The organism is Mesorhizobium sp. WSM1497 (genome assembly GCF_001672455.2).
Taxonomy (GTDB): domain Bacteria; phylum Pseudomonadota; class Alphaproteobacteria; order Rhizobiales; family Rhizobiaceae; genus Mesorhizobium; species Mesorhizobium ciceri.
This window is the reverse complement of the sequence record NZ_CP021070.1, coordinates 110,198-136,708: the sequence shown is the minus strand read 5'-3', so window position 1 is coordinate 136,708 and position 26,511 is coordinate 110,198. Positions and strand designations below refer to the sequence as shown.

General features: G+C 63.1%; 22 protein-coding genes. 12 read left to right on the top strand and 10 right to left on the bottom strand.

What is annotated here, in order from left to right; translation table 11 throughout:
• Complete coding sequence (locus tag A9K65_RS00640; RefSeq protein ID WP_027161824.1) at positions 1-378, bottom strand: VOC family protein; 378 nt, start codon at positions 376-378, stop codon at positions 1-3.
• 269 nt (positions 379-647) lie between these two features.
• On the opposite strand from A9K65_RS00640, the gene A9K65_RS00635 reads away from it, so the two are divergent.
• A complete protein-coding gene (locus tag A9K65_RS00635) occupies positions 648-1,829 on the top strand; it encodes an Mrp/NBP35 family ATP-binding protein (RefSeq protein WP_027161823.1) in 1,182 nt (393 codons plus the stop codon).
• A gap of 27 nt (positions 1,830-1,856) precedes the next feature.
• Here the strand turns inward: A9K65_RS00635 and A9K65_RS00630 are convergent, their stop codons facing one another.
• A complete protein-coding gene (locus A9K65_RS00630; protein WP_013528005.1) occupies positions 1,857-2,309 on the bottom strand; it encodes a carbon monoxide dehydrogenase subunit G in 453 nt (150 codons plus the stop codon).
• A gap of 146 nt (positions 2,310-2,455) precedes the next feature.
• Between A9K65_RS00630 and A9K65_RS00625 the strand changes: the two genes are divergently transcribed.
• The 4 genes from A9K65_RS00625 (at position 2,456) to A9K65_RS00610 (ending at position 7,143) form a co-directional block, all read left to right on the top strand.
• Positions 2,456-4,261, top strand: coding sequence for an IlvD/Edd family dehydratase (locus tag A9K65_RS00625; protein ID WP_013528004.1), 1,806 nt, complete (start codon positions 2,456-2,458; stop codon positions 4,259-4,261).
• Positions 4,262-4,476: 215 nt separating this feature from the next.
• Complete coding sequence (locus A9K65_RS00620) at positions 4,477-5,295, top strand: chromate resistance protein ChrB domain-containing protein (RefSeq protein WP_064995761.1); 819 nt, start codon at positions 4,477-4,479, stop codon at positions 5,293-5,295.
• Positions 5,292-6,680, top strand: coding sequence for a chromate efflux transporter (chrA, locus tag A9K65_RS00615; protein WP_064995760.1), 1,389 nt, complete (start codon positions 5,292-5,294; stop codon positions 6,678-6,680). Before A9K65_RS00620 ends, chrA begins: the two co-directional genes overlap by 4 nt.
• Positions 6,681-6,744: 64 nt before the next feature.
• Positions 6,745-7,143 (top strand): hypothetical protein, encoded by a 399-nt coding sequence (locus tag A9K65_RS00610; protein ID WP_024503380.1) that lies wholly within the window; start codon positions 6,745-6,747, stop codon positions 7,141-7,143.
• A 146-nt stretch (positions 7,144-7,289) separates the two neighbouring features.
• On the opposite strand, the gene A9K65_RS00605 is transcribed toward A9K65_RS00610, so the two are convergent.
• From A9K65_RS00605 to A9K65_RS00595, 3 genes are all read right to left on the bottom strand, one after another.
• On the bottom strand, positions 7,290-8,519 hold the full coding sequence (locus A9K65_RS00605; RefSeq protein WP_064995759.1) for an aromatic ring-hydroxylating dioxygenase subunit alpha: 1,230 nt from the start codon (positions 8,517-8,519) through the stop codon (positions 7,290-7,292).
• 62 nt (positions 8,520-8,581) lie between these two features.
• Positions 8,582-10,171 carry a trimethylamine methyltransferase family protein gene (locus A9K65_RS00600; protein WP_024503381.1) on the bottom strand — a complete coding sequence of 530 codons (1,590 nt, stop codon included), beginning with the start codon at positions 10,169-10,171 and terminating at the stop codon, positions 8,582-8,584.
• A gap of 191 nt (positions 10,172-10,362) precedes the next feature.
• Positions 10,363-11,856 (bottom strand): PLP-dependent aminotransferase family protein, encoded by a 1,494-nt coding sequence (locus A9K65_RS00595; protein ID WP_024503382.1) that lies wholly within the window; start codon positions 11,854-11,856, stop codon positions 10,363-10,365.
• Between the two features lie 323 nt (positions 11,857-12,179).
• Between A9K65_RS00595 and pgi the strand changes: the two genes are divergently transcribed.
• Together pgi and A9K65_RS00585 are read left to right on the top strand one after the other, a co-directional pair.
• On the top strand, positions 12,180-13,823 hold the full coding sequence (pgi, locus tag A9K65_RS00590; protein ID WP_084016316.1) for a glucose-6-phosphate isomerase: 1,644 nt from the start codon (positions 12,180-12,182) through the stop codon (positions 13,821-13,823).
• A 5-nt stretch (positions 13,824-13,828) separates the two neighbouring features.
• Positions 13,829-14,551, top strand: a complete 723-nt coding sequence (locus A9K65_RS00585) for an HAD family hydrolase (protein WP_013527996.1) — start codon at positions 13,829-13,831, stop codon at positions 14,549-14,551.
• A gap of 359 nt (positions 14,552-14,910) precedes the next feature.
• Here A9K65_RS00585 and A9K65_RS00580 read toward each other — a convergent pair whose 3' ends face one another.
• The gene (locus tag A9K65_RS00580; RefSeq protein ID WP_064995757.1) at positions 14,911-15,648 is read right to left on the bottom strand and encodes a methyltransferase; all 738 of its coding nucleotides are present in this window, start codon (positions 15,646-15,648) and stop codon (positions 14,911-14,913) included.
• The gene (locus A9K65_RS00575) at positions 15,645-17,630 is read right to left on the bottom strand and encodes a long-chain fatty acid--CoA ligase (RefSeq protein WP_064995756.1); all 1,986 of its coding nucleotides are present in this window, start codon (positions 17,628-17,630) and stop codon (positions 15,645-15,647) included. The genes A9K65_RS00580 and A9K65_RS00575 overlap by 4 nt, the downstream gene beginning before the upstream one ends.
• 453 nt (positions 17,631-18,083) lie before the next feature.
• Here A9K65_RS00575 and A9K65_RS00570 point away from each other — a divergent pair, with 453 nt between their 5' ends.
• From A9K65_RS00570 to A9K65_RS00550, 5 genes are all read left to right on the top strand, one after another.
• Positions 18,084-19,676: an ABC transporter substrate-binding protein gene (locus A9K65_RS00570; protein WP_013527993.1), complete on the top strand. Its 1,593-nt coding sequence runs from the start codon at positions 18,084-18,086 to the stop codon at positions 19,674-19,676.
• A gap of 50 nt (positions 19,677-19,726) precedes the next feature.
• Positions 19,727-20,734, top strand: coding sequence for an ABC transporter permease subunit (locus A9K65_RS00565; RefSeq protein ID WP_063169936.1), 1,008 nt, complete (start codon positions 19,727-19,729; stop codon positions 20,732-20,734).
• 70 nt (positions 20,735-20,804) lie between these two features.
• On the top strand, positions 20,805-21,659 hold the full coding sequence (locus A9K65_RS00560; RefSeq protein WP_224618710.1) for an ABC transporter permease subunit: 855 nt from the start codon (positions 20,805-20,807) through the stop codon (positions 21,657-21,659).
• 2 nt (positions 21,660-21,661) lie between these two features.
• Positions 21,662-22,519 carry an ABC transporter ATP-binding protein gene (locus A9K65_RS00555; RefSeq protein ID WP_064995755.1) on the top strand — a complete coding sequence of 286 codons (858 nt, stop codon included), beginning with the start codon at positions 21,662-21,664 and terminating at the stop codon, positions 22,517-22,519.
• Positions 22,516-23,346: a dipeptide ABC transporter ATP-binding protein gene (locus A9K65_RS00550; RefSeq protein ID WP_013527989.1), complete on the top strand. Its 831-nt coding sequence runs from the start codon at positions 22,516-22,518 to the stop codon at positions 23,344-23,346. Before A9K65_RS00555 ends, A9K65_RS00550 begins: the two co-directional genes overlap by 4 nt.
• A gap of 85 nt (positions 23,347-23,431) precedes the next feature.
• On the opposite strand, the gene A9K65_RS00545 is transcribed toward A9K65_RS00550, so the two are convergent.
• The 3 genes from A9K65_RS00545 to A9K65_RS00535 form a co-directional block, all read right to left on the bottom strand.
• On the bottom strand, positions 23,432-24,706 hold the full coding sequence (locus A9K65_RS00545; RefSeq protein ID WP_064995754.1) for a cysteine desulfurase-like protein: 1,275 nt from the start codon (positions 24,704-24,706) through the stop codon (positions 23,432-23,434).
• A gap of 46 nt (positions 24,707-24,752) precedes the next feature.
• A complete protein-coding gene (locus tag A9K65_RS00540) occupies positions 24,753-25,427 on the bottom strand; it encodes an amino acid ABC transporter permease (RefSeq protein ID WP_013527987.1) in 675 nt (224 codons plus the stop codon).
• A gap of 151 nt (positions 25,428-25,578) precedes the next feature.
• On the bottom strand, positions 25,579-26,376 hold the full coding sequence (locus A9K65_RS00535; RefSeq protein WP_064995753.1) for an ABC transporter substrate-binding protein: 798 nt from the start codon (positions 26,374-26,376) through the stop codon (positions 25,579-25,581).
• Between the last annotated feature and the right edge of the window lie 135 nt (positions 26,377-26,511).

Here is a 26,511-nt window from a genome sequence, read left to right as displayed (position 1 = left end):
CTACCTGTCCACAAGGTTCAGGATGTTGCCGTCTGGATCCTTGAACCAGGCAACTTTCATTCCGTAACCGACGTGGAGATCGCCCTCCAGCGTCAAGCCCGGCATCTGATAGTGCTCGAAGGCGACGCCCATCGACTTCAGCTCCTTGACGATGTTGCCGATCTCGTCGCCAACCATCCAGGTCACCGCTGTCGCCTTGTTGGTTCCGGCAAATTGGGAATGATAGACGTTGAGGGTGGTATCGCCGCTTTTGTACACGATCAGTTCGCCCCCCTCATCCTGCACCTGTTTCAGGCCAAGCGTTCCTTCGTAGAAAGCCTTGGCCTTTGCCAGATCGCTTACCGCCAGATTTGCCGTTGCGTTGCTGTTTGCGAGCATAATCGCCTCCTTCTCGGCTTGTCGGTCCCGTGCTGGTCGTTGAAATAGGTCGCTGCGATCGTTTGGCGACTGTCGGCTGGATTGATTGCTGGCCGCATCGGCGCTCGCTTATCTGGAGGACGTTTGGCGCGGATGAAATCCGGCAGGACCCGCCGGTTTTTCAGGCACGCCAAGACAGCCATTGCTCCACGGCTTGGTTCTGTCCGGAAACTGCATTATCTCAGGTGCAAGCTGCATCTCAGGCGCAAGCTGCGTAAGGAAAAACTGCCATGTCCGTCACCAAGGAAATCGTCACCGAGCGTCTGAAGACGGTCAACGGGCCGGATTTCACCGGCAACATCGTCGACCTCGGCATGGTTTCGGAAATTTTCATCGCCGACGGGAAGGTCTTCTTCTCGATTACCGTTCCCGCCGCCCGCGCCCAGGAAATGGAGCCGCTGCGCGCCGCTGCCGAGCGTGTCGTCAAGGCGATCCCCGGTGTCGCCGGCGCCGTCGTCGCGCTGACGGCGGAGAAGAAGGGCGGCGGCATGGAGGCGCCGGTTCCATCGCGCCCCGCACCCAGGCCCGTTCCGCCGGCTGCGCCCGCTGCCGCCGCGCCGCGTGTGGCTCCGCACGCGCCGGCCTCGCACAGCTCGGGCAAGCGTGGCGTGCCCGGTATCGAAGCGATCATTGCCGTTGCTTCCGGCAAAGGCGGCGTCGGCAAGTCGACCACCGCCGTCAACATCGCGCTCGGCCTCGCCGCCAACGGCCTGCGCGTCGGCGTGCTCGATGCCGACATCTACGGCCCGTCCATGCCAAGGCTGCTCAACATCCACGGCCGGCCGCAGACCGTCGACGGCAAGATCCTGAAACCGATGGAGAATTACGGCCTGAAGGTGATGTCGATGGGTTTCCTGGTCGACGAGGAAACGCCGATGATCTGGCGTGGCCCGATGGTGATGTCGGCACTGACGCAGATGCTGCGTGAAGTCGAATGGGGTCGGCTCGACGTGCTCGTCGTCGACATGCCGCCCGGCACCGGCGACGCGCAGCTGACCATGGCCCAGCAGGTGCCGCTGGCTGGCGCCGTCATCGTCTCGACGCCGCAGGACCTGGCCCTGATCGACGCGCGAAAAGGCCTCAACATGTTCAAGAAGGTCGACGTGCCGCTGCTCGGCATCGTCGAGAACATGAGCTATTTCATCGCCCCGGACACCGGCAAGCGCTACGACATCTTCGGTCATGGCGGGGCGCGGCGCGAGGCCGAGCGCCTTGGCGTCACCTTCCTCGGCGAGGTGCCGCTCGAGATGGGCATTCGCGAAAGCTCGGATGCCGGCACGCCGGTTGTCGTCTCCAAGCCCGACGGCGCCGAGGCGAAAATCTACCGCGACATCGCCTCGAAGGTCTGGGACCGGGTTAACGAAGAGCGTGGTGCTGCGGCAGCGGCGGTGCCGAGTATTGTTTTCGAGTAGCTTGTTCGGTAGCCGCCGCTCTGCAGCCTAGGCCGCGCCGACCTTCTCGCCGAAGCTGGAAAAAAACTGTCCGGCCAGTTTCTTCGAGGTCGATTCGATCAGCCGGCTGCCGAGTTGGGCGATCTTGCCGCCGACATCGGCCTTGGCCGCGTAGTTCAATATCGTGGCGTCGGGTCCATCTGCCGTCAGCGTCACGTCGGCGCCACCCTTGGCGAAGCCTGCAATGCCGCCCTTGCCTTCGCCCTGGATGGTGTAGGAGTGCGGCGGCTTCAGGTTCTTCAGCGTCACTTCGCCGTTGAACGTCGCCTTGATCGGTCCGATCTTCACCACCACGGTTGCCGCCATCTCGGTCGGCGACTTCATCTCCAGGCTCTGGCAACCGGGAATGGTCGCCTTCAAGACCTCGGGATCGTTCAGCGCTTCCCACACTTTTTGCAGCGGTGCGGCAATGCGCTCCTCGCCTTCGATCACCAAAGCCATGAAAACCTCCCGGACAAGACTGTCCGAACCCGTAACGCACGGCTTGGTGCGTGTCTATCGCACCAAAGTCCGGTTGCGACCGCACGCCCTCTTGCCTGCTCCCGCGCGTTGCCATATCGATTTGTCTTACAAATACGGAGACCATGATGGCAGGCGCCCCCACCCATAAGAAAAAATTTCGCTCGCAGGAGTGGTTCGACAATCCCGACAATCCGGGCATGACGGCTCTCTATCTCGAGCGCTATCTCAATTACGGCCTGACGCGCGCCGAACTGATGTCCGGCAAGCCGCTGATCGGCATCGCCCAGACCGGCTCGGATCTGTCGCCCTGCAACCGTCATCATATCGAACTGGCCAAGCGTGTGCGCGAAGGCATCGTCTCGATGGGCGGTATTCCGTTCGAGTTCCCCTGCCATCCGATCCAGGAGACCGGCAAGCGCCCGACCGCAGCGCTCGACCGCAACCTTGCCTACCTCAGCCTGGTCGAGGTGCTTTACGGCTACCCGCTCGATGGCGTCGTGCTGACCATCGGTTGCGACAAGACGACGCCGGCGCTGCTGATGGCAGCGGCCACCGTCAACATTCCGGCGATCGCGCTGTCGGTCGGGCCGATGCTCAATGGCTGGCACAAGGGCAAGCGCACCGGCTCCGGTACCATCGTCTGGGAATCACGCCAGCGCCTGTCGGCCGGCGAGATCGATTATGACGAGTTCATGGACATCGTCGCCTCGTCGGCGCCGTCCACCGGCTATTGCAACACCATGGGCACCGCCACCACGATGAACTCGCTGGCCGAGGCGCTTGGCATGCAGTTGCCGGGCTCGGCCGCCATTCCCGCGCCCTACCGCGAGCGTGGCCAGATTTCCTATGAGACCGGAAAACGCATCGTCGAGATGGTGCATGAGGATCTGAAGCCGTCCGACATCATGACGAGAGAGGCTTTCGAGAACGCCATCGTCGTCAATTCGGCCATTGGCGGCTCGACCAACGCGCCGATCCATCTCAACGCCATCGCCCGCCACCTTGGTGTCAAGCTCGACAATGACGACTGGCAGACGGTCGGCCTCAATGTGCCGCTGCTGGTCAATTTGCAGCCGACGGGCGAATATCTTGGCGAGGACTACCATCATGCCGGCGGCGTGCCGGCGGTCATTGCCGAACTGATGAAGGGCGACCTGTTGCCGCATCCCGGCGCACGCACCGTCAACGGCAAGTCGATCGGCGAGAATAGCGAGGGCGTCGCCAACGAAAACCCCGACGTCATCCGCTCTGTCGCCAAGCCGCTGAAGGCCAATGCCGGCTTCATCAACCTCAGGGGCAATCTGTTCGATTCGGCGATCATGAAGACCAGCGGCATCTCGCCCGAGTTTCGCGAGCGCTATCTGTCCAATCCTAGGGATCCCGAGGCTTTCGAAGGCAACGCTATGGTTTTCGACGGGCCGGAGGATTACCACGCCCGCATCGACGACCCGGCGCAAGGCATCGACGAACACACCATCCTGTTCATGCGCGGCGCCGGCCCGGTCGGCTATCCCGGCGGTGCCGAGGTCGTCAACATGCAGCCGCCGGCCTATCTCATCAAGAAGGGCATCCACGCGCTCGCCTGCATCGGGGACGGCCGCCAGTCGGGCACGTCGGGTTCGCCGTCGATCCTCAACGCCTCGCCGGAAGCGGCGATCGGCGGCGGACTGGCGCTGCTCAAGACGGGCGACCGGGTCCGCATCGACTTGCGCAAGGGCACGGCCGACATCCTCGTCACCGACGACGAGATCACCCGGCGCCGCGCCGAACTGCAGAACAATGGCGGCTTCCACTATCCCGAGCACCAGACGCCCTGGCAGGAGATCCAGCGCGGTATGGTCGCGCAGTTTTCGGAGGGAATGGTGCTGAAGCCGGCGGTGAAATACCAGGATGTCGCGCACACCAGCGGTGTCCCCAGGGACAATCATTGATTCTGGATCGACGGATGGCGGCTTGATCAAATCAGGCCGCCGTCGGTTTTCCGGTCAGCGTGTTGCATCGCGGCCGGGTAGGTCGAGAACGGCCACCGTCCTTGACAAGCGCGCCCAACAAATCCACCATCATGACAAGGGGTGCATCGCGACGACCCCGTGAGGCGTCAGCCCAACGTTCGCGTCCAAGCTTCTCTTTTCAGGAGGTGGACGCCATGCCGTCAACAACCGCTATCACCGTACCGCAATTGTCCCGGCTCATAGGTCTGCCGGGCGCCCCAGTCATTGTCGATGTTCGCATAGATGAAGATTTCGACGCCGATCCGCGGCTGTTGCCGGCGTCGTGCCGTCGCGATTTCAAAACCGTTTCAACCTGGGCGGCCACGTTCGCCGGCAAGCCGGTGGCCGTCGTTTGCCAGAGGGGGCAAAAGCTCTCGCAAGGCGTGACCGCATGGCTGCGCCATGAGGGGATATCAGCTGAATCTCTCGAAGGCGGGTTTGAGGCCTGGCGCGATGCCGGAGGGCTTTTGGCCCGCACCGCCAAGATGCCGCCACGCAATGAAAAGGGCGCCACCGTCTGGGTGACGCGATCGCGCCCGAAGGTCGACCGCATCGCTTGCCCGTGGCTGATCCGGCGTTTCGTCGACCCCGACGCGGTGTTCCTGTTCGTCGAACCCGCTGAAGTATTGGCTGTTGCCGACCGCTTTCAGGCCGTGCCGTTCGACATCGACAATGTGTTCTGGAGCCATCGCGGCGAGCGCTGCACCTTCGACACGATGATCGAGGAGTTCGGGCTGGAATCCGCGGCGCTCGATCGCCTCGCTGCAATCGTGCGGGCGGCCGACACTGCAAGCCTTGACCTGGTGCCTCAGGCGGCCGGCTTTCTGGCTGCCTCGCTTGGTCTGTCGCGTATGTACCGCGACGATCTGGAACAACTGGAAGCAGGCATGCTGCTCTACGACGCGTTCTTCCGCTGGTGTCGCGACGCCACCGAAGAAACGCACAACTGGCCGGCTGCGGGTAAGCCGTCGTGACCGCTCTTGTCCCGGACAATAAGGCGGGAACCGTCCCGGTGCCGGCTGCACCGACCTTCACCGAGGCCGTGAAGGTCTGGGCGAAAATCGGATTGCTCAGCTTTGGCGGTCCGGCCGGGCAGATCGCGCTGATGCACAAGGAACTGGTCGAGGAGCGGCGCTGGATCGGTGAGCGGCGTTTCCTGCACGCGCTGAACTACTGCATGCTGCTGCCTGGCCCGGAAGCCCAGCAACTCGCCATCTACATCGGTTGGCTGCTGCACAGGACGGCCGGCGGCCTTGTCGCCGGCATCCTGTTCGTCTTGCCGGGCGCGCTCGTCATGCTCGCCTTGAGCAGCCTCTACGTCCTCTATGGAGACGTGCCGCTTGTCGCGGCGCTGTTTTTCGGGGTCAAGGCGGCTGTGCTTGCCATCGTCGTCGAGGCGGTGGTCCGGATCAGCCGGCGTGCCCTCAAGAACCGGGTCATGGTGTCGATCGCGGTCGCGGCGTTCATCGCCATCTATGCGTTGAATGTGCCCTTTCCGCTCATCGTCCTGCTAGCCGGCCTGACGGGATGGCTGGGGGATCGCATTGCTCCCGCCCTGTTTTCCGGCTCGGCCCATGGCAAGGACGATGTTGCCGACTTCAAGGGAGCGGTCGACCTGATGTTCGAGCGTGGCGAACTGGCCCATGTCAAACCGACCAGATGGCATGCACCGCGCACCGTCGCCATCTGGCTGCCGCTCTGGCTCGGGCCTGTTCTTTTGATCTGGTGGTTCACCGGCTCTGCAAGCGTCTGGACCGAGATAGGCCGGTTCTTCAGTCTCATGGCTGTCGTCACCTTCGGTGGCGCCTATGCGGTCCTCGCTTATGTCGCACAGGCAGCCGTCCAGTCCTTCGGCTGGCTGGCGCCGGGTGAAATGGTCGATGGCCTTGGGCTCGCCGAAACGACGCCAGGGCCGCTCATCCTGGTGCTGCAGTTCGTCGGCTTCATCGCCGCGTTCCGCCATTCCGGCTCGCTGGACCCGTTGGTTGCCGGATCGCTGGGGGCTTTGCTCACTCTGTGGGTGACGTTCACGCCTTGCTTCTTCTGGATATTCCTCGGTGCGCCCTACATCGAGGCCTTGCGCGGCAACAAGGCACTGTCGGCCGCACTGGGCGCGATCACCGCCGCCGTTGTCGGGGTAATTATGAATCTGGCCCTATGGTTTGCCTTGCACGTCATCTTCCGTGAGGTGCACGCGACGGGCCCTGGCATGAACGTGCCGGTGCCTTCGTCGATCGACTGGCGCGCGGCCTTGCTTTCCGTGGCCGCCATGGTCGCCATCCTGAAGCTGAAAGTCGGCATGCTGCCGACACTCGCGCTATCTGCCCTTGCAGGGATCTTGCTGGCGGCGGCTGGTTAGACAGCACCGCCTTTGCAATCCGCTTGCCCACCACCTAAGTGGGCTGGAAATGGAAGGAAACATCATGGCCGGACGGCGATCTTCCCTCGGCTTTCTCGGAATGTTCGGCCGTTCGGGCGACTTGAGGCAGCTCGACGATGCATTGCGCGGCGCCGATCTGCATCCAGCCCTTGTGCCGGAGGGCGTGAAGCTTACCCTCGTCAATCTCATGAAGGATCGCTGGCCCGACGAGCCGCCACCGGGCACCTATGCGTCGGTGGCACAATTATGCAGCTATTGCATCGCGGGTCCCGAAACCTTCGAGCAAGCCAATGGCCATGAGCGGACGCTGGGAGCCGAGCGCCGCATCGAGGCGGCGCTTGAAGCCGGTGACAGCCTCGACGCGCAGATCGTGCTGATGACGCTGCATGCCAAGCTCATCAACCCCGAAGTCGTCGACCGATACGGGCTCAGCGCGGAATGACGCGAAAGGCAAGATCTGCCTGATTCTCCTAGAGCAATTCTAGGAAAAGTGTGAGCGGTTTTCCGTCTAGAATTGCGTCAAAACAAAGAGTTAGAGCAGATCGCCGTTTCCGTGAAACGGTGAATGCTCTAAGGCAGCCGAGCCGTTCAGGCCCGGCTGATCTCCTCGAGATACCAGCCGATGTAGCGCAGTTCGTTGTATTCCATCGGCGCGATAGGTCCGGGCACGAAATAGTGCGAGCGCACGCCGCGCGCAGTGTGCTCGATGATCTTCTTGTCCTCTTGGGTGGTGATCTTCCACAGCCAGGTCAGCTTCTCCAGATCGTAATCCTGGCCCTCGACCGCGTCGCCGCGCACCAGCCAGATCAGTTCCATCTCGCAGGTGCCAGCCGTTTTCGGGATGAAGCGGTAGATCATGCCGTGATCGGGATAGCATACGAGGAAGGTCGTGCCGCCGAGATGGATGGAAGTGACGCCACCGTCATAGTCGGAGAAGCGTCCCATCAGCGGGGCCACCGGCGATCCATCCTGGCTGCCGCTCGAAACGCCGTCATAGAGCGCATAGCGGAAGGTGTGGATTGCTTCCTGACCGGCCGCCGAGTTCTGCCAGCGGTTGGCGCTGCCGATCTCGATGCCGAGCGCGCAGGTGCGTTGCTCCATCGCCGCATTGAGCTGCTCGATCATTTCTGCCGGCTTTTCCAGCGCATGCGTCTGCGAATATTCCGGATGCGCCGGCCCGCAATGGTAACATTCGACATAGTTCTCGACGGCGAGCTTCCAGTTGGCGTCGAGCGGATAGGACTGACGATACGCAACCTTGGCGTCGCCCCAGCCATACTGGCCGCAGCTCGTTCGCAGCGACTGTTCGATCGGATCGAAATCGAGCGGCGTCTCGGCGAAGGAAATGAAGACCAGACCGGATGCGACGCGGACATGAAGCTTCTTCAGCCCGTGCGCCGTGCGGTCGAAATCCTTCGGCATCAGGCGGGCAGCGCGCAACGATCCGTCATTGGAATAGGTCCAGGCGTGGTAGGGGCACACGAACATCTTCGCGTTGCCCTTCTGCTTGGTGCAGACCTCGGCGCCGCGGTGGCGACAGACGTTGAGCATGGCATGCACGGTGCCATCCATGCCGCGTGTCAGGATGACCGCCTCGTCGCCTAGTTTGAACAGCTCGAAATCGCCGGGGTTCGGGATAACGCTGGCGTGGGCCAGGCAATGCCAGTGGCGGCGAAAGACCCGTTCCATGTCGCGTTCGAAGATCGCCGGGTCATGATAGAAGGCACGCACCAGGCCGTGGCCTGGCCGATGAGATGCCACCAGCCGATCGATCGCGTCGCCGTCGGTGGGGGCTTGCTGGATAGGATGCACACTCATTTGTCGTTCTGCCCGATGGTTGGTCGTGTATGGCTGTATGGCTGCACGAGACTTGTCTCCGGTCAGCCGCCCATATGCGTGCGCGGCAGGTGGATCAGGTTGCCGAAACGGGCACGCAATCTGTCGTCGACCTGTTTTGGCACATGGCGCGGAAATCGTTCGGCAAGAATGCGCTTCTTCTCGGTGATCGCACGCAGCAATATATCAGGCCGGCCTTTTTCGTTCCATTCCTTCGGCGAGGAACGATCGCCGAGGGCAGGATAGAAGTGCTCGGTCTGCATCAGCTTGAGCGTTTGTTCGTTGTCGAGATAGTGGCCCGGACCCTTGAGGCAGACCTCCGCGATGCTGTCGATCGACAGGGCTTCGTCAGTCACGTCGATGCCACGCGCGCAGCCCAGGCAATGACCGAGCATGTCGTTGTCGATGACCAGGCTCTCCAGGCAGAAGCCGAGCAGCGAGGCATGCATGCCGGCCGCCTCATAGACGAGGTTGAGGCCGGAGAGGCCGGCCATCACATTGGTGATGCCCTTTTCGTAGCCGGACTGAATGTCGGGCAATTTCGAATCCGTCATGCCGGCGGCGGAGCCACCGGGCAGGTCGTAGAATTGCGCCATCTGGGCACAGGCCGCCGTTGCCACCGACTGCTCGGCCGACCCGCCGGCCATGGCGCCAGTGCGCAGGTCGGACATGAACGGCCAGGCGCCGAAGATCGCCGGATGGCCGGGCTTGAGCGCGTTGACATAGACCAAGCCGGCCAGTACTTCGGCCACTGCCTGCACGACGGCGCCGGCCATCGCCGCGGGTGCCGTCGTGCCGGACTGGCCGGTCGACAGCAGCAGGATCGGGATGCCGCCTTCGACGCAGGCCTCAAGCACGCCGCAGGCATCCTCGGCGAACCTCATCGGCGGCACGACGAATGAATTGGAGTTGGAAACGAATGGCCGGGCGCGGAAATTCTCCTCGCCTCCGGCGATGGCGTACAGCATTTCAAGTGCAGGCTTCACGTTCTCACGCACCGTGAAGGATGTTCCGACGTGCTTCGATGTTCCCATCACACAGGCATAAAGCGTGTTGAAATCCATCTCCAGCGGATCGGCGATGTCGCGCGCCACCATCGGCCGCTGGAAGAAATGAATGTTGTCCAGCCCGTCGACGATGCGGGCGGCATCATAAATATCCTGCAGCTTGGATTCGCGGTACTCACGCTTCTCCAGATCCACCAGGTGCACGGCGATGCCTGCCGTGCCGTAGTGCACGCGCTTGCCCTGGACCACCATGTCGTGCCTGGGGTCCTGGCCATGAAGCGTGAAATGTCGTGCCGCCCGCTTGATGGTGTCGAGCACGAGCGCGCGCGGAAAGCGGACCCGGCCATCGTCGCCATGGATCGCCCCCACCTTGGTCAGTACCTTTATGCAGGAAGGAATGGCGTTGGCGAAACCCACTGTCTCCAGAAGCGTCAGCACGCCTTCGTGGATACGCTCGCGGTCATCCCCGCGAAGCGGCCCGTAGCCGCCGCCCTCGATGGCCTTGTGCTGTGGTCTGGTATCCTCCACCAGGGGAGATGATCGCATGGCATGTCCTGTTTCGCGAAGACCGGAGCGTTGTGGACGACGGTTCGCCGGCGTGTCCTGCTGTTCGACAGCCACTGGCATGGAGCACTCCAACTTCGTCGGCAGGAACTCGTGGCGGTTGGTCCACCATCGGCCTGCTTCTTCCCCTGATGACGCCGACTATGCCGCCGGCACTGGCCCATCCTATGGGCCAGCTGGCTCAGTTCCATGTGCCAGAACTAAAATACCGGAGCCGCTGCGAGCGGCTCCGGTCACGAGAGGTCGATGATGGATCAGGCGGCCGCGGGTCTGCGTCCGGCGGCCGTGGCCAGTTCGCGGATGCCTGGCTCGATGTGCTGTAGCGCGATCGACGAGATGCCCAGCCGCATGAAACGCGAAGGCTTTTCAGTGCGATCGAAGAAGCGGTCGCCTGGCTCGATGATGACGCTGCGCGAGGCCGCTGCCTCGGCAAGCCCGCGCGAATCGGTGCCGCGCGGCCCTTCGAGCCACAGCGACGTACCGCCGGCCGAATCGGTCGAGCGCCATTCCGGCAGGAAGGCGGAAATCGCATGGACCAGCCGCTTGCGCCGCTCGTCGAAGGCTGACGACAGCCGCCGCACCAGCGCCTCGTGGTGGCCGAGCGACAGGAACAGTGCGACGGCGCGCTGATTGTTGGCCGGCGGATGACGCAGCATGAAGCGGCGCAGCGCCCGGAGCTCCGCGATCAGTCCGGCGGACGCCACGATGTAGCCGAGCCGCAGGCCGGGAGCCAGCGTCTTGGACATCGAGCCGACATAGACCACGCGGCCGGAACGATCGAGGCTCTTCAGCGCTTGCTGCGGTGCCTCGTCGAGAAGCTGGCTGTCATAGCCGTCCTCGATGATGATCTGGTTGTAGCGGTTGGCGCGCGCCAGAAGATCCTGCCGCCGTTCCGCCGACAACGGCACCATGGTCGGGCAATGATGGCTGGGCGTGACGAAGACGAAGCCGGAATCATTGGGAATAGAAGCAGTTACGATGCCGGACTGGTCGACCGGCACCGGCTGTATCTCTGCGCCCGCAAGGCGGAAGATCGAGCGCGCGTCGGGGTAACCGGGGTCCTCCATCGCCACCTTGGAGCCCTTGGACATCAGCAGCGTCGCCAGCATGTAGAGCGCGTTCTGGGCGCCCAGCGTGACGATGATCTCGTCGGGATTGGCGAAGATGCCGCGCCGGGGCAGGAGCCGCGCCTGGATCTGCTCGATCAGCAGCGGATCGTCACGGTCGACCATGTCGGACGCCCAGTTGCGGATTTCCAGCACGGCAAGCGCCATGCGGTTGCACTCGCGCCATTCAGCGGTCGGGAACAGCGCCGGGTCGAACTGCCCGTAGACGAAAGGATAGGACGACTTGATCCAGTTCTCGTGCTTGGCCGGCGGCGGCATGTCGCTTGCGGCGATCTTGCGGCGTGCCTTCCAGTCGATCTCATTGGCCTGGTCGGGCGCCTTCTGGTGCGGCTTGGCCGGTGTCGCCAGCACATCGGGATTGACGAAATGGCCACGCCGCTCGCGCGCCACCAGGAAACCCTGGTCGACGAGCTGCTGGAACGCCAGCACCACGGTTCCGCGCGCGACGCCGAGTTTTTCGGCCAGGATGCGGCAGGAAGGGAGCGGCATCGAAGCGGCGATCTGGCGGTCGAGAATGGCGGCTACGATGGCCTGGCGGATCTGCGCCTGCAGGGTTTGGCCGGATTCGGCCGAAATCCGGAACAGGCCGGACCATATCGCCGTGTCGTTTCGCTGTGGCATGGGGGATTTCCTCGATGGCCAGCCTTTTTCGTTTGGCTGGACCAGCCGAACGTAACCGTGGCACAAGGGGTTGCGCCAATCAATTTTTCTGATCGTTGGGATTTATGCCAGTGATCCTTCACGTCCTTTTGATGCCGCGTTGCGGCATCGTGGGGTGACGCGGCGCTTCATCCCGGCGATGACATCGTGCGTCATGGCGGCGTGTGAGTGTGCGTCATCGCTGCGCATTGATACGGGTGGAGTTCGGCCCGATAGATTGTCGCGACGACACGCGCCGGAAACATCCGGTCCGTAATGATGGCTCGAGGTCTCGGAGTTTGGCAGTGGATCAATCGTCCTTTCAAAAACAGCTCGCCGCCTTGCGCGACCACCGCGCGGCGGCGCCCGCCAGCATGCGCCAGGCCTTCGCCGCCGATCCCAAGCGGTTCGTGGAATTCTCCGCCACCGACGGCGATCTGCTGCTCGACTGGTCGAAATGCGCGGTCGACGCGACCACCATGGAGCTGCTGGAAAAGCTCGCGCAGGCCGCCGATCTCGAAGGCCGCCGCGCCGCCATGTTCGCGGGCAAGAAGATCAACGTCACCGAGGACCGTGCCGTGCTGCACACGGCGCTGCGCAACCTGACCGGCAAGGGCGTCACCGTCGATGGCCAGGACGTCAAGGCGGACGTCATCGCCGTGCTCGACGCCATGGGCGCCTTTGCCGATGCCGTGCGCTCGGGCAAGGCGGCCGGCGCCACCGGCAAGAAGATCACCGACATCGTCAACATCGGCATCGGCGGTTCCGATCTCGGCCCGGCCATGGCGACGCTGGCACTGGCGCCCTATCATGACGGGCCGCGCGCGCATTACGTCTCCAACATAGACGGCGCCCATATCCACGACACGCTGAAGGGCCTCTCCGCCGAGACCACGCTTTTCATCATCGCTTCCAAGACCTTCACCACCGTCGAAACGATGACCAATGCGCAGACGGCGCGCGACTGGGTGCAGAAGGCGCTCGGCAAGGAAGCGGTCGGCAAGCATTTCGCCGCCGTCTCGACCGCGCTCGACCTGGTGGCCAAGTTCGGCATCGCGCCCGATCGCGTCTTCGGCTTCTGGGACTGGGTCGGTGGCCGCTATTCGCTCTGGGGCGCCATCGGCCTGCCGGTGATGATCGCTGTCGGCCCGCGGAATTTTCGCGCCTTCCTTGATGGCGCGCATGAGATGGATGAGCATTTCCGCACCGCGCCGGTGCAGGAGAACCTGCCGGCGCTGCTGGGACTGGTCGGCTGGTGGCATCGCGTGATCTGCGGTTACCCGGCGCGCGCCGTCATCCCTTACGACCAGCGCCTGTCCAGGCTGCCGGCCTATTTGCAGCAGCTTGACATGGAATCGAACGGCAAGAGCGTCACCCTCGAAGGCACGGCGGTAACGACGCCGACCGGACCGCTGGTCTGGGGTGAGCCCGGCACCAACGGCCAGCATGCCTTCTTCCAGCTGCTGCACCAGGGCACGGATTTCATTCCGGTCGAGTTCCTTGCCGCGGCCATCGGTCACGAGCCCAATCTCAAGCACCAGCACGATCTGCTGCTCGCCAACTGCCTGGCGCAGTCGGAAGCGCTGATGAAGGGCCGCACGCTGGAGGAGGCGCGCGCCCAGATGCTGGCCAAGGGCATGAAGCCGGCCGAGGTCGACAAGATCGCGCCGCACCGCGTCTTCTCGGGTAACCGTCCCTCGGTCACCATCCTCTACAGAAAGCTCGACCCGCGCACCTTCGGCCGGCTGATCGCGCTCTACGAGCACCGCGTCTTCGTCGAGGGCACGCTGTTCAACATCAACTCCTTCGATCAGTGGGGCGTCGAACTCGGCAAGGAACTGGCCACCGGCCTGTTGCCTGTCGTGGAGGGCAAGGAAAGTGCCGCCAATCGGGATGCATCGACCGCTGGCCTTGTGGGATTCATCCAGCATTTGCGTGGCTCGGAGTGAAAAGCTTGGCAGACATCAAGGGAATATTGTTCGACAAGGACGGCACGCTTGTCGACTTCAACGCCACCTGGCTCGGCGTTGCCGACTTCATGGCCATGGATGCGTCGGAAGGCGATCGCTGGAAAGCCGACAGGCTGCTGGCCGCTGCCGGCTTCGATTTCGCCAACAAGCGTTTCAAGCCGGACTCCATCTTTGCCTCCGGCACCAATCTCGACGTCGTCGAATTGTGGTTCCCGCGCCTGTCCAACGAGGACCAGATGCTTGCGGTTGCCCGCTTCAACGAGATCACCTCCGTGCAAGGCTCGGCGATGGCTGTGGCGCTGCCGGGCATCGTCGATACGCTGACGGCACTGCACAGGAAATCCTACCGGCTTGGCGTCGCCACCAACGATTCGACCAGCGGCGCGGAAAAGACGCTGGTCACGCTCGGCGTCGCTCAATTGTTCGACGCGGCCTATGGCTACGACGCGGTGGCCAATCCGAAGCCGGCGCCCGACACCATCCAGGCCTTTAGCGATCTCACCGGCCTCAAGCCGGCGGAAATCGCCATGGTCGGCGACAACCGGCACGACCTCGAAATGGCACGAGCCGGCGGCTGCGGGCTGGCGGTCGGCGTGCTCTCCGGCACTGGGACCCGCGAATCGCTGGCCGGCATTGCCGACGTTGTCCTGGATTCGGTCGCCGACCTGCCGGATTTTTTGTCGGCACGGGTCAAGGAGACGATCTGACGGGAAAGGCTAGGTCAAACTCGATTCACCTCGGGATTTTCTGCCAATGGCCGAGATGGGGGAGCAGTCCATGGAAACTATCGAGCTTCTGGTTTGTTTTCAGACACAATGGGCCACTCATCAGCAGAACAAACGTACCCGCATTTGCCGCACCTGATCTTGGCGCTTTGCGCTGTCGATGTCTTCGCCTGGCTGAAGATCGAAGCCCCGATTTTCGCATTTTGGGCAAACTGTGAAACCGATACGTTGAACAACTTTAATCCACGCCACTCGACTTCTCCGACCAACGGCTAGTCGAATCTATTTTCTGCCCTCGATGTTTGTCCACAATGAGTAGAATTTAGGCTTGCTCTGTGGCGTCAGCGCGCTCCCTCCTCAAACGAAAAGACGCCGCTAAGCCTCGTCGCAGCCCCCTTCGCGTCGCCGAAATCCGGCACCCGGTATTCGGCGACCAACCGCAGCCGGGACAGCGGCAGGTCGTTGCGGCGGGGATCTCCGACCAGCACCTCGATGCCGGCCGCCAGGCAGCGGTCGAGGAACGGGATAACCCGCAGAGCAACCTCAGGGCCGTAGAACACGTCGCCGGCAAGCACGAGCTCGACCGCCGGCGGGGGACCCGTGGTAATGTCCTTGTCGACAATGGCGATCTCGACGCCGTTGGCCGCGGCATTGAGGCCGATCGCGGCAACGCCGTTACGGTCGATCTCGGCGGCGATCACTTCGCGCGAACCGGCCTTGGCTGCGGCGATGCCGACAAGGCCGGAGCCGGCACCAAGGTCGAGCACGCGGCGACCGGCTACCGTTTGCGGATGATCCAGTATATGGCGCGCAAGCACCGCGCCGCCGGCCCACACGTAAGCCCAGTAAGGCGGCTGCGGCTCAGGTCCATTGTTGTCCGCCTCGATCGTGTCGTCTTCGTCGTCAGCGCTTTGGTGCGTATCGGTAAGCCGTCTCAGGCCACTGGCCGGGTGCGGTGTAAAAAGCTGGATCTCAGGCACCGACGGCACCGGGGCGAGGCGCATGTTCGTCCTGATGAACTCTGCCGGGTCAGGACGGCAAGGTGCATCTACGGCATCCGCGCCGACGGCTGCAATCATTCGCGCAGCGCTCGCCGCAGGATCTTGCCGACCGGCGTCTTCGGCAGTTCGGTGCGGAATTCGATGTATCTGGGCCGCTTGTAGCCGGTCAGGTTCTCGCGGCAAAAGGCGGTCAGTGCCTCGGCGGTCAGCGCCGGATCCTTCCTGACCACGAACAGTTTCGGCACCTCGCCTGAATGCTCGTCCGGCACGCCGATCGCCGCCACTTCGAGCACACCCGGATGCATCGCCACGACTTCCTCGAGCTCGTTGGGATAGACGTTGAAGCCCGAGACCAGGATCATGTCCTTCTTGCGGTCGACGATCTTGGTGTAGCCGCGCTCGTCCATGAAGCCCATGTCGCCGGATTTGAAGTAGCCGTCCTTGGTCATCACCTTGGCGGTCTCATCCGGCCGGTTCCAGTAGCCCGCCATCACTTGCGGCCCCCGGATGCAGACTTCGCCGACCTCGCCGAGCGGCAAATTGTTGCCGTCTTCGTCGCGGATGGCGATCTCCGTCGAGGGCAGCGGCAAGCCGATGGTGCCGGTGAAGTCGCCGGCGGTGAACTTGTTGGCGGTGGCCACCGGCGAGGTTTCCGAGAGGCCGTAGCCTTCGGTGACCGAACATCCGGTCAGCGCCTTCCAGCGTTCGGCGACGCCCTTCTGCACCGCCATGCCGCCGCCCAGCGTCAGCACCAGCGGCTTGAAGTCGAGCTTGCGGAAATCCTCATTGTTGAGCAGCGCGTTGAACAGCGTGTTGAGGCCGGGAAAGATGTGCACCGGATATTTCTGCAATTCCTTGACGAAGCCTGGGATGTCGCGCGGATTGGGAATGAGCACATTGCGGGCGCCCTGCTGCATGCCCATCAGCGCGTTCACCGTCAGCGCGAAGATATGATAGAGCGGCAGCGCGCAGATGAAGTTGGGATGCGCGGGTTTCGGCTTGATCGTGTAGGCGTCCTCCATCCACTGCGCGTTCTGCGCGACGTTGGCGAGCACGTTGCTGTGCAGCAGCGTGGCGCCCTTCGAGACGCCCGTGGTGCCGCCCGTATATTGCAGGAAGGCGACATCGTCGGCTGCCACCTTGGCCGGCCTGAAGCCCATACCGGCGCCGGCCTTCATGGCGGCATTGAACTTGACATGCCCGGGCAGCGACCATGCCGGCACCATCTTCTTCACGCGGCGCACGACGAAATTGACGATCGTGCCCTTCAGCCCGCCAAGCATGTCGCCCATCGCGGCGACCACCACATGCTTGACCGCGGTCCTGGCGATCACCGCCTGCAAGGTGTTGGCGAAGTTCTCCAGGATGACGATGGCTTGCGCCCCGGAATCCTTCAGCTGGTGTTCGAGCTCGCGCGGCGTGTAGAGCGGATTGATGTTCACCACCACATAACCCGCTCGCAAGATCGCCATCATCGCCACCGGATATTGCAGCACGTTGGGCATCATCAGCGCGACGCGCGCGCCTTTCTGCAGGCCCTTCGATTGCAGGTAGGCGCCGAAGGCCGCCGACAGCCGCTCGACATCGGTGTAGCTGATGGACTTGTCCATGCAGGTGAAGGCCGGCTGCGCGGAAAACTGCTTGCAGGCGGCGACGAGGAAATCGCCGATCGAGCTGTAGGGCAGGGCGCCGATCTCCGCCTGCACGTTTTTCGGATAGCTCTTGAGCCAAGGCTTTTCCGGCAAGCCGGCGGCCAGCGCCGTCAGCGCTTTCGGCAATCGGTTGGCGGTGGCGTCGGCCGGCTTTGCCGCCGCGGCCTTCGAGGCCGGCCTGGCAGCGGGCTTTGCCGCACCCGCTTTACGCCCCGGCGCCGTCTTTCCGGCCGCAGCCTTGGCCGGGGCTTTCGCCGCCGGCTTTGTGCTTGCCCTTACAGGTGCCGCGGCCGCCTTCGGCTTGGCGGCTTTGGCAACGGGTGCTTTCGGCTTGGCAGTACCGGCTGCTTTCGACGGCGCCTTGGCTCCCGCTTTCACCGGCGCCGTCGTCCTTGATGCTTTTGCCAACCGTTCCTCCCTGGACAAGTCTTGTTCATCCGTGCCGCACTCGCCCCTGAATTGGCAAGGGCGCCCTCCGCTGCGGCCGCTACACCCTATGTATTGCCTCCCTTGGTGAGCGTGCAAGTCTTGCCCTTGCGGCAACGCGGCGAAAGATTTGCCGTCGAAAGTCTTTGCCGCCGCCAGCGCTCCAGGCGGTGTCCTGACGCATCCCACGGCCGCTCGGAAGCGCCGGGAACATTTATATCGTCAGCCTGGCGATCAATAAAAAAATTCGGCTGTTAATAATCTCGTGAACGGAAGAAACGGCTAATTTTTTCTGCAATTTGGCAAAGTTGCGGATTTTTTTCCTGCTTCCCGCGGGGTAAGCAAACGGGGTGTTCCAAAGCCGGAAAAACGGTGCTTATATGCGCGCTTCGCGAGCCTGATAGAGGGGCTTGGAAGAACATCAGGGAGTGCTCAATGAATAAGAAGCTGACTTTTGCAGCCGCGTTGCTGGCTGCAAGCGTCCTGGGCGGCATGGCCAATGCGAAAACTCTGGTCTACTGCGCGGAAGCTTCGCCGGAAGGTTTCGATCCGGCGCCGTATACCGCAGGCCAGACGTTCGACGCGTCCTCGCGCACCGTCTTCAACCGCCTCGTCGAATTCGATCACGGCAAGACGACGACCTCGCCGGGCCTGGCCGAAAGCTGGACGATCTCCGACGATGGCAAGGAATATGTCTTCAAGCTGCGCAAGGGCGTCAAATTCGCCGCCACCGACTATTTCACCCCGACGCGCGACTTCAACGCCGACGACGTGGTGTTCTCGTTCGAACGTCAGGTCGACAAGAACGGTCCCTGGTTCCAGTACATTCCGGGCATTGCCTACCAGTATTACAATGACCAGTTCGGCGACAACATCACCAAGGTCGAGAAGGTCGATGACCTGACGGTGAAGTTCACCCTCAAGGAGCCGGCGATCACCTTCATTCCGACGCTGGGCATGGATTTTGCCTCCGTCGTCTCCAAGGAATATGCCGACAAGCTGCAGGCCGACAAGACGCCTGAGCTGTTCAATCAGAAGCCGATCGGCACTGGCCCGTTCATCTTCGTCGACTACCAGACCGACGCCGCCATCCGCTACAAGGCCAACCCGGACTATTGGGGCGGCAAGCAGAAGATCGACGATCTGGTCTTCGCCATCACCACCGATCCGGCCGTGCGCGCGCAGAAGCTCAAGGCCGGCGAATGCAACATCATGTCGTACCCGGCACCGGCCGACATCGCCGGCCTGCAGGCCGATGCGAACCTGAAGGTCGAGGAGCAGGAAGGCCTCAATGTCGGCGCGCTGATGTACAACACCCAGCAGAAGCCGTTCGACGACGTGCGCGTGCGCAAGGCGCTCAACATGGCCATCAACAAGAAGGCCATCATCGACGCGGTCTTCCAGGGTGCCGGCCAGGTGGCGGTCAACCCGATCCCGCCGACCATGTGGTCCTACAACAAGGAAGTGAAGGACGATCCGTACGATCCGGATGCAGCCAAGAAGCTGCTTGAAGAGGCCGGCGTCAAGGACCTCAAGATGAACGTCTGGGCCATGCCGGTGTCGCGCCCCTACATGCCGAACGCGCGCCGCACCGCCGAATTGATCCAGGCGGACTTCGCCAAGGTCGGCGTCACCGTCGAGATCGTCAGCTACGATTGGGGTGAATACCTCAAGCGCGCTTCCGCGGTCGATCACGACGGCGCCGTCATCGTCGGCTGGACCGGCGACAATGGCGATCCGGACAACTTCCTCGGCGTGCTCCTGAGCTGCGCTTCCGTCGGTTCGAACAACCGCGCGGAATGGTGCAACAAGGACTTCGATGCGCTCATCAACAAGGCCAAGACCGTTTCGGACCAGGCCGAGCGCACCAAGCTCTATGAACAGGCACAGGTCATCTTCAAGGAACAGGCACCCTGGGCGACGCTCGCTCACTCCAAGGTGTTCATGCCGATGCAGAAGACCGTCACCGGCTTTGCGATGGATCCGCTCGGTATCCACCGCTTCGACGGCGTCGATATCGCCGAATAAGGTTGCGAAACGGGGGCGCCACCATGTGGTGACGCCCCCACTCGCCCGCCATGCTGCGTTATATCCTCGGCAAGCTCGCCCTCATCATCCCGACCTTCATCGGGATAACCATCCTCGCCTTTGGCTTCGTGCGCATCCTGCCCGGTGATCCGGTGCTGGTGCTTGCGGGCGAACGCGGCCTGTCGCCCGAACGCCACACGGCGCTCATGCACCAGTTCGGTTTCGACCTGCCGATCTGGCAACAATATCTGACCTATCTGACGAACATCCTCGGCGGTGATTTCGGCACCTCGTTTTCCACCAAGACACCGGTGCTCAAGGACTTCCTTGTCCGCTTTCCGGCAACGGTCGAGCTCGCCATCTTCGCCATGATCTTTGCCGTCATCCTGGGTGTGGCCGCCGGCATTTTCGCTGCCATCCGCCGCGGCTCCTGGTTCGACCAACTGACCATGGGCACGGCGCTGGCCGGCTATTCCATGCCGATCTTCTGGTGGGGTCTGCTGCTGATCATCGTGTTCTCCGGCATGCTGCACTGGACGCCGGTTTCAGGCCGCATCGACCTCCTCTACTTCTTCAAGCCGGTGACCGGCTTCATGACCATCGATTCCCTGATCTCGGGCCAGAAGGGCGCCTTCCGTTCGGCGCTGTCGCACCTGATCTTGCCGACCATCGTGCTCGGCACCATTCCGCTCGCCGTCATCGCGAGGCAGACGCGCTCGGCGATGCTCGAGGTGCTGGGTGAGGACTATGTCCGCACCGCGCGCGCCAAGGGCCTGGCGCCGCGTAGGGTCATCGGCCTGCACGCCTTCCGCAACGCGCTGATCCCGGTCGTCACCACCATCGGCCTGCAGGTCGGCACGCTGCTCACCGGCGCCATCCTGACCGAGAGCATCTTCTCCTGGCCCGGCATCGGCAAATGGATGATCGACGCCATTTCCAAGCGCGACTATTTCACCGTGCAGGGCGGGTTGCTTTTGATCGCGTTGATCGTCATGTCGGTGAACCTCATCGTCGACGTGCTCTACGCCGTCATCAACCCACGCATCCGGGCCAACTGACATGAGCAATGAAGGCCCCGCCACCATCGAAGCCGCGACCGTCGTCAAGCCGCAGGACGCCAGGTTGCAGATGTTCGGCGAGTTCTGGCATTACTTCTCCGTCAACAAGGGCGCGGTGATCGGGCTCTTCGTCTTCGCGCTGCTGATCCTGATCGCCATCTTCGCGCCGCTGCTGGCGCCGCATTCGCCGGACGATCAGTTCCGCGACTTCTTCCTGACGCCGCCGGCCTGGCAGGAGGGCGGCAATGCGCAGTTCCTGCTCGGCACCGACGCCGTCGGCCGCGATATGCTGTCGCGCCTGATCTACGGCTCGCGCTTCTCGCTCGCCATCGGCTTCGTCGTTGTCACGTCAGCGCTGATTTCAGGCGTCATCCTCGGCCTGCTCGCCGGCTACTGCCGCGGCTGGGTCGACACGCTGATCATGCGCATCATGGACATCATCCTGGCCTTCCCGTCGCTGCTCTTGGCCCTGGTGCTGGTCGCGGTGCTTGGCCCCGGCCTCGTCAACGCCATGATCGCCATCGCCTTCGTGCTGCAGCCGCATTTCGCCCGGCTCACCCGCGCCGCCGTGATGGCCGAAAAGACCCGCGAATATGTCGTCTCGGCCAAGGTCGCCGGCGCCAGCCATCTCAGGCTGATGCTGGTCACCATCCTGCCAAACTGCATCGCGCCGTTGATCGTGCAGGCGACGCTGTCTTTCTCCAACGCCATCCTCGAGGCGGCGGCCCTTGGCTTCCTCGGCATGGGCGCGCAGCCGCCGACGCCGGAATGGGGCACCATGCTGGCCGAAGCGCGCGAGTTCATCCTGCGCGCCTGGTGGGTGGTGACCTTCCCCGGCCTCGCCATCCTGATCACCGTCTTTGCCATCAACCTGATCGGCGACGGTCTGCGCGACGCGCTCGACCCCAAGCTGAAGAGGTCGTGAGCATGTCTCTGCTCGAGATCAAAAACCTCACCGTTTCCTTCGACACCGCGGCCGGACCGTTCATGGCCGTGCAAGGCATCGACCTGTCGATCGAGCCGCGCGAAGTGCTGGCGATCGTCGGCGAGTCCGGTTCCGGCAAGTCGGTGGCGATGCTGGCGGTGATGGGGCTGTTGCCCAACACGGCAACCGTCAAGGCCGACCGCATGGCCTTCGACGGTGTCGACCTTCTGAAGCTTAGCCCGTCCGAACGCCGCAAGATCGTCGGCAAGGACATCTCGATGATCTTCCAGGAGCCGATCGCCAGCCTCAACCCGTGCTTCACCGTCGGGTTCCAGATCGAGGAGGTGCTGCGCTTCCACATGGGCATGGACCGCGCCCAGCGCCGGGCGCGTGCCATCGAACTGATGAAGCTGGTCGGCATCGCCGACCCTGAAGAGCGGCTGAGTTCGTTCCCGCACCAGATGTCGGGCGGCCAGTGCCAGCGCGTCATGATCGCCATCGCCATTGCCTGCAATCCGAAACTGCTGATCGCCGACGAGCCGACCACGGCGCTCGACGTCACCATCCAGAAGCAGATCCTCGATCTGCTGGTTTCGCTGCAGGCCAAATACGGCATGGGCCTGATCATGATCACCCACAATATGGGCGTGGTGGCCGAGACCGCTGACCGCGTCATCGTCCAGTACAAGGGCCGCAAGATGGAAGAGGCCGACGTGCTGTCGCTGTTTGAATCGCCAAAGAGCAATTACACGCGGGCGCTGTTGTCGGCCTTGCCGGAGAACGCCGTCGGCGACCGGCTTCCGACCGTTTCCGACATGATGTTCGAGCCGGCGCCTTCTGCTGCGGGAGCCACCTCATGAGCACCACGGTTCTCGAAGGCAAGAACATCGTCCGCGACTACCACATCGGCGGCGGCCTGTTCACCGGGCCGCGTACCGTGCACGCGGTCAAGGGGGTCTCGTTCAAGGTCGACAAGGGCAAGACGCTGGCCATTGTCGGCGAAAGCGGCTGCGGCAAGTCAACGCTTGCCCGCATCATCACGCTGATCGATCCGGCGACATCGGGCGAATTGTTCATCGACGGCAACAAGGTCGACATCGCCAAGGGCGGATTGACCAAGGAGATGCGCCGCAAGGTGCAGATCGTCTTCCAGAACCCCTACGGATCGCTCAATCCGCGCCAGAAGATCGGCGACGTGCTGGGCGAGCCGCTTTTGATCAACACCGACAAGCCGGCGTCCGAGCGGCGCGACCTTGCGATGAAGATGTTGAAGAAGGTTGGCCTCGGCCACGAGCACTACAATCGCTATCCGCATATGTTTTCCGGCGGCCAGCGTCAGCGCATCGCCATTGCCCGCGCGCTGATGCTGAACCCGAGCCTGCTGGTGCTCGACGAGCCGGTCTCGGCGCTCGATCTGTCGGTGCAGGCGCAGGTGCTCAACCTGCTTGCCGACCTGCAGGATGAGTTCCAGCTGACCTATGTCTTCATCAGCCACGATCTGTCCGTGGTGCGTTACATCGCCGACGATGTGATGGTGATGTATTTCGGCGAGGCGGTGGAATACGGCTCGCGCGACGAGGTCTTTGCCGATCCCAAGCACAGCTACACCCGGACGCTGTTCGCGGCGACACCGCGCGCCGACGTCGCGTCGATCAAGGCGAGGCTGGCGAAGAAGAAAGCGGCCTAACGTCTCTTCGTCATCCTCGGGTCTGCACTGCGTCGCTACGCTCCCTTGTTCCGCCCGTGGATGACGACGCTGGAGAGGCCGCCTCTCACGACAGCTTCGTGACAATCGCACGCAGAGCTTCGCCGAAGCGCCGGACTTCCTCGACCGTGTTGTAGTGGACCAGCGAGGCGCGGATGGCGCCGCTGTCCATCGACAGGTTAAGGCGCTTCATCAGCCGCGGCGCGTACATGTGGCCGTCGCGGATGCCGATCTGCATCTCGGCCATTTCCTCCACGATGCGCTGCGGCGACAATTTGCCGATGTTGAAGCAGAAGGTCGGCACGCGCTCATGGATGCGCGCCTCGTCGGCAACGCCGTAGATGGTTGCCCCGCAATCCTTCAGCACGGCCAGCATCTCGCGCGCCAGCACCAGCTCGTAGTCGCGGATGGCGCCCATGCCGGCAACGATGTTTTCGCGTCGGGAGCGGTTGTTGGACGGCGCCAGATTGCGGCCGATCAGTTCCAGATACTGCACCGCCGCATCCATGCCGGAAACGTTCTCGTAGATGAAGGTGCCGGCCTCGACCTTGTAGGGCGGCTCGTCGGGGATGAAGTCCTCGCGGAAGGTCGGCAGCCGCTTCAGCGTTTCGAAGCGGCCCCACAGGAAGCCCATATGCGGCGAGAAATTCTTGTAGCCGGAGCAGACGAGATAGTCGCAGTCCCAGGCCTGCACGTCGATCAGTCCATGCGGCCCGTAATGCACGCAGTCGAGGAACACTTCGGCGCCGGCCGCATGCGCGATCTCAGCCACCGCAGCGACATCGACGATCGAGCCGATCGAGTGCGCCGTGACCGTGCAGGCGACCAGGCGGGTGCGGTCCGAAACCAGCGGACGCAGATCGTCGACATGCAGATTGCCGTCCTCACGCATCCGCCACCATTTGAATTTCGCACCGGCCGATTCCAGCGCCAGCCAAGTCGCGATGTTGGCGTCATGGTCCATGTCGGTGACGACGATCTCGTCGCGCTCCTGCAGCATCTGGCCGATGCCGAGGCTGACCAGGCGGATGAACGAGGTGGCATTCATGCCGAAGCAGATTTCCGCCGGGCTGTAGGCGTTGATGAGCAGAGCGACGCTTGTCCGCGCATCGGCGACCGACTGGTCGACGGTGACGCTGCGGCCATAGCGGCCGCCACGCTGCACATTGTACGAAACCAGATGATTGGTCACCGCGTCGAGCACGCTCTGCGGGATCTGCGCGCCGGCGGCGTTGTCCAAAAAGATGAAATCGCCGGCCCGCTGCAAGGCTGGAAACATGGCGCGGATGGTGTCGACGGGGAACGCGGTGGCATTCGCATTGTCGGTTTGATGCTTATTCACGGGTAGGCTCCTGCGGAGGGCTTGGACGGGGATCAGGTGGCGGAGGTCAGCGCTTCTTTTCGGTCTTGAAGCGCTCTTCAAGCAGGCTGACGAGGCGGACCATCGGCCAGAGGAAGATGAGATAGACGAGGGCGGCGCCGATCAGCGGCGAGGGGTTGGCGTAGAGCGACTGCGCGTTGGTCGCCTCCTTCAAGAGTTCCGGCAGCGCCACGGTGGAGGCGAGCGAGGTGTCCTTGAACATCGAGACGCAGTTGCTGGTCATCGGCGGGATGACGACGCGGATCGCTTGTGGCAGCACCACCTTGCGCAAGGTCAGGAGGAACGGCAGGCCAAGCGCCTGCGACGCCTCGAACTGCCCGCGCGGAATGCTTTCGATGCCGGAGCGGAACACCTCGGCCGAGTAGGCCGACATGATGAAGGCGAAGGCTGTCACCGCCGATGCCCAGGACGACAGGCGTATGCCGAGGAAGGGCAGCGCATAGTAGATCAGGATCAGCACGACCAGCACCGGCAGGGCGCGGAAGATGTCGGTGTAGCCGACCGCGAGCCAGCGCAGCGGCTTCGGCGCATAGAGCCGCACCAGGCTGATCCCCAGGCCGATGGGGATGCCGATGCCGATGCTCAAAATGCCGAGCAGCAGCGTGTTCAGGAAGCCGCGCAGCAGCGCCGGCAGGCTGGACATGATGACGTCGGGGTTGAAGAAGGTGTCGATCAGCGACATGGGAGCGTTCCCGAACCCCAGAGCAAAGAATGCTCACGTTAAACTCGATGGGCCCGCCGAGGGCAGGAGATCTGCGGCAGAAGCCGGCGGCCAGGCGTGAAAGAATCGTGCCGGCCTGGAAAGCCGGCACGATGTTACCGCAGCTTTCAGCTCAGGCCTTCGGCAGCGGCATTTCCTTCATGGTCGAAGAGTCGGCGGGCGCGTCGCTGCCGAACCACTTCTTGTGGATCGCGGCCAGCGTGCCGTCCTTCTTCATCGCGCTCAGCGCATCGTTCAGCTTGCCGAGCAGCGGGTGGTCCTTGGTCATCATCAGGCCGTATTGCTCACCGGTCTTGATGCGCTCCTTGACCACCAGGTCCTTCATCTTGGTGAAGGAATATTCCATGCCCGGAATGTCGCTGACTGCCGCATCGACGCGGCCGGCGCTGAGGTCGAGCAGCAGGTTCTGCTGCGTGTCGTAGCCCTTCACGTCGCTGAAGCCGTCGGCTTCCTGATGCGCCTTGACCCAGGTTTCGCCGGTCGAGCCTGACAGCACGCCGATGATCTTGCCCTTGAGGTCGGCCTCGGCCTTGATCGGGCTGTCGGCCTTGGTGGCGATGCCCATATCGGAATCATAATAGGGCTGCGTGAACGACTGTGACTTCAGCCGCTCCGCCGTGATGGTGATCGACGAGATGGCGACGTCGATGCGCTTCGAGGTGGTGGCGGCAAACAGCGCCTGGAAACCGAGATCGGCGATGTCGGTGGTCATGCCGATGCGCTTGGCGGCTTCGTTGACGATGTCGACCTCGAAGCCTTCGAAAGTGCCGCTCTCGTTCTTGAATTCGAAGGGCGGGTTGGTGGGGTAGGCGCCGACATTGAGCATGTCGGCGGCATAAGCGGTGGCGGGGCCGGCGGCGATGCCGATGGCGGCGGCGAGAAGAAGCAGTTTGCGACGCGTGAAGCTCATTTGTGTTCCCTCTGTTGTTGATCGGGCGGGTTGCTCCCGCACGGTTATTTGCCGCCCCGCTTCAGGCAGGGCGTCAATTCAAGGCAGCGACCATGCGGTCACGGTTGGCGATGTTGTGTGTTGCAGACCGCGAAT

Bases quoted from the DNA above. Each gene is read 5' to 3' on its own strand.
- A9K65_RS00550 (WP_013527989.1), top strand. From the start codon at position 22,516: ATGAGCACCACGGTTCTCGAAGGCAAGAACATCGTCCGCGACTACCAC.
- A9K65_RS00540 (WP_013527987.1), bottom strand. From the start codon at position 25,427: ATGTCGCTGATCGACACCTTCTTCAACCCCGACGTCATCATGTCCAGC.
- A9K65_RS00625 (WP_013528004.1), top strand. From the start codon at position 2,456: ATGGCAGGCGCCCCCACCCATAAGAAAAAATTTCGCTCGCAGGAGTGG.
- A9K65_RS00595 (WP_024503382.1), bottom strand. From the start codon at position 11,856: ATGCCACAGCGAAACGACACGGCGATATGGTCCGGCCTGTTCCGGATT.
- A9K65_RS00605 (WP_064995759.1), bottom strand. From the start codon at position 8,519: ATGAGTGTGCATCCTATCCAGCAAGCCCCCACCGACGGCGACGCGATC.
- A9K65_RS00640 (WP_027161824.1), bottom strand. From the start codon at position 378: ATGCTCGCAAACAGCAACGCAACGGCAAATCTGGCGGTAAGCGATCTG.
- A9K65_RS00565 (WP_063169936.1), top strand. From the start codon at position 19,727: ATGCTGCGTTATATCCTCGGCAAGCTCGCCCTCATCATCCCGACCTTC.
- A9K65_RS00635 (WP_027161823.1), top strand. From the start codon at position 648: ATGTCCGTCACCAAGGAAATCGTCACCGAGCGTCTGAAGACGGTCAAC.
- A9K65_RS00610 (WP_024503380.1), top strand. From the start codon at position 6,745: ATGGCCGGACGGCGATCTTCCCTCGGCTTTCTCGGAATGTTCGGCCGT.
- A9K65_RS00535 (WP_064995753.1), bottom strand. From the start codon at position 26,376: ATGAGCTTCACGCGTCGCAAACTGCTTCTTCTCGCCGCCGCCATCGGC.
- A9K65_RS00555 (WP_064995755.1), top strand. From the start codon at position 21,662: ATGTCTCTGCTCGAGATCAAAAACCTCACCGTTTCCTTCGACACCGCG.
- A9K65_RS00570 (WP_013527993.1), top strand. From the start codon at position 18,084: ATGAATAAGAAGCTGACTTTTGCAGCCGCGTTGCTGGCTGCAAGCGTC.
- A9K65_RS00620 (WP_064995761.1), top strand. From the start codon at position 4,477: ATGCCGTCAACAACCGCTATCACCGTACCGCAATTGTCCCGGCTCATA.
- A9K65_RS00580 (WP_064995757.1), bottom strand. From the start codon at position 15,648: ATGATTGCAGCCGTCGGCGCGGATGCCGTAGATGCACCTTGCCGTCCT.
- A9K65_RS00600 (WP_024503381.1), bottom strand. From the start codon at position 10,171: ATGCCAGTGGCTGTCGAACAGCAGGACACGCCGGCGAACCGTCGTCCA.
- A9K65_RS00560 (WP_224618710.1), top strand. From the start codon at position 20,805: ATGTTCGGCGAGTTCTGGCATTACTTCTCCGTCAACAAGGGCGCGGTG.
- A9K65_RS00630 (WP_013528005.1), bottom strand. From the start codon at position 2,309: ATGGCTTTGGTGATCGAAGGCGAGGAGCGCATTGCCGCACCGCTGCAA.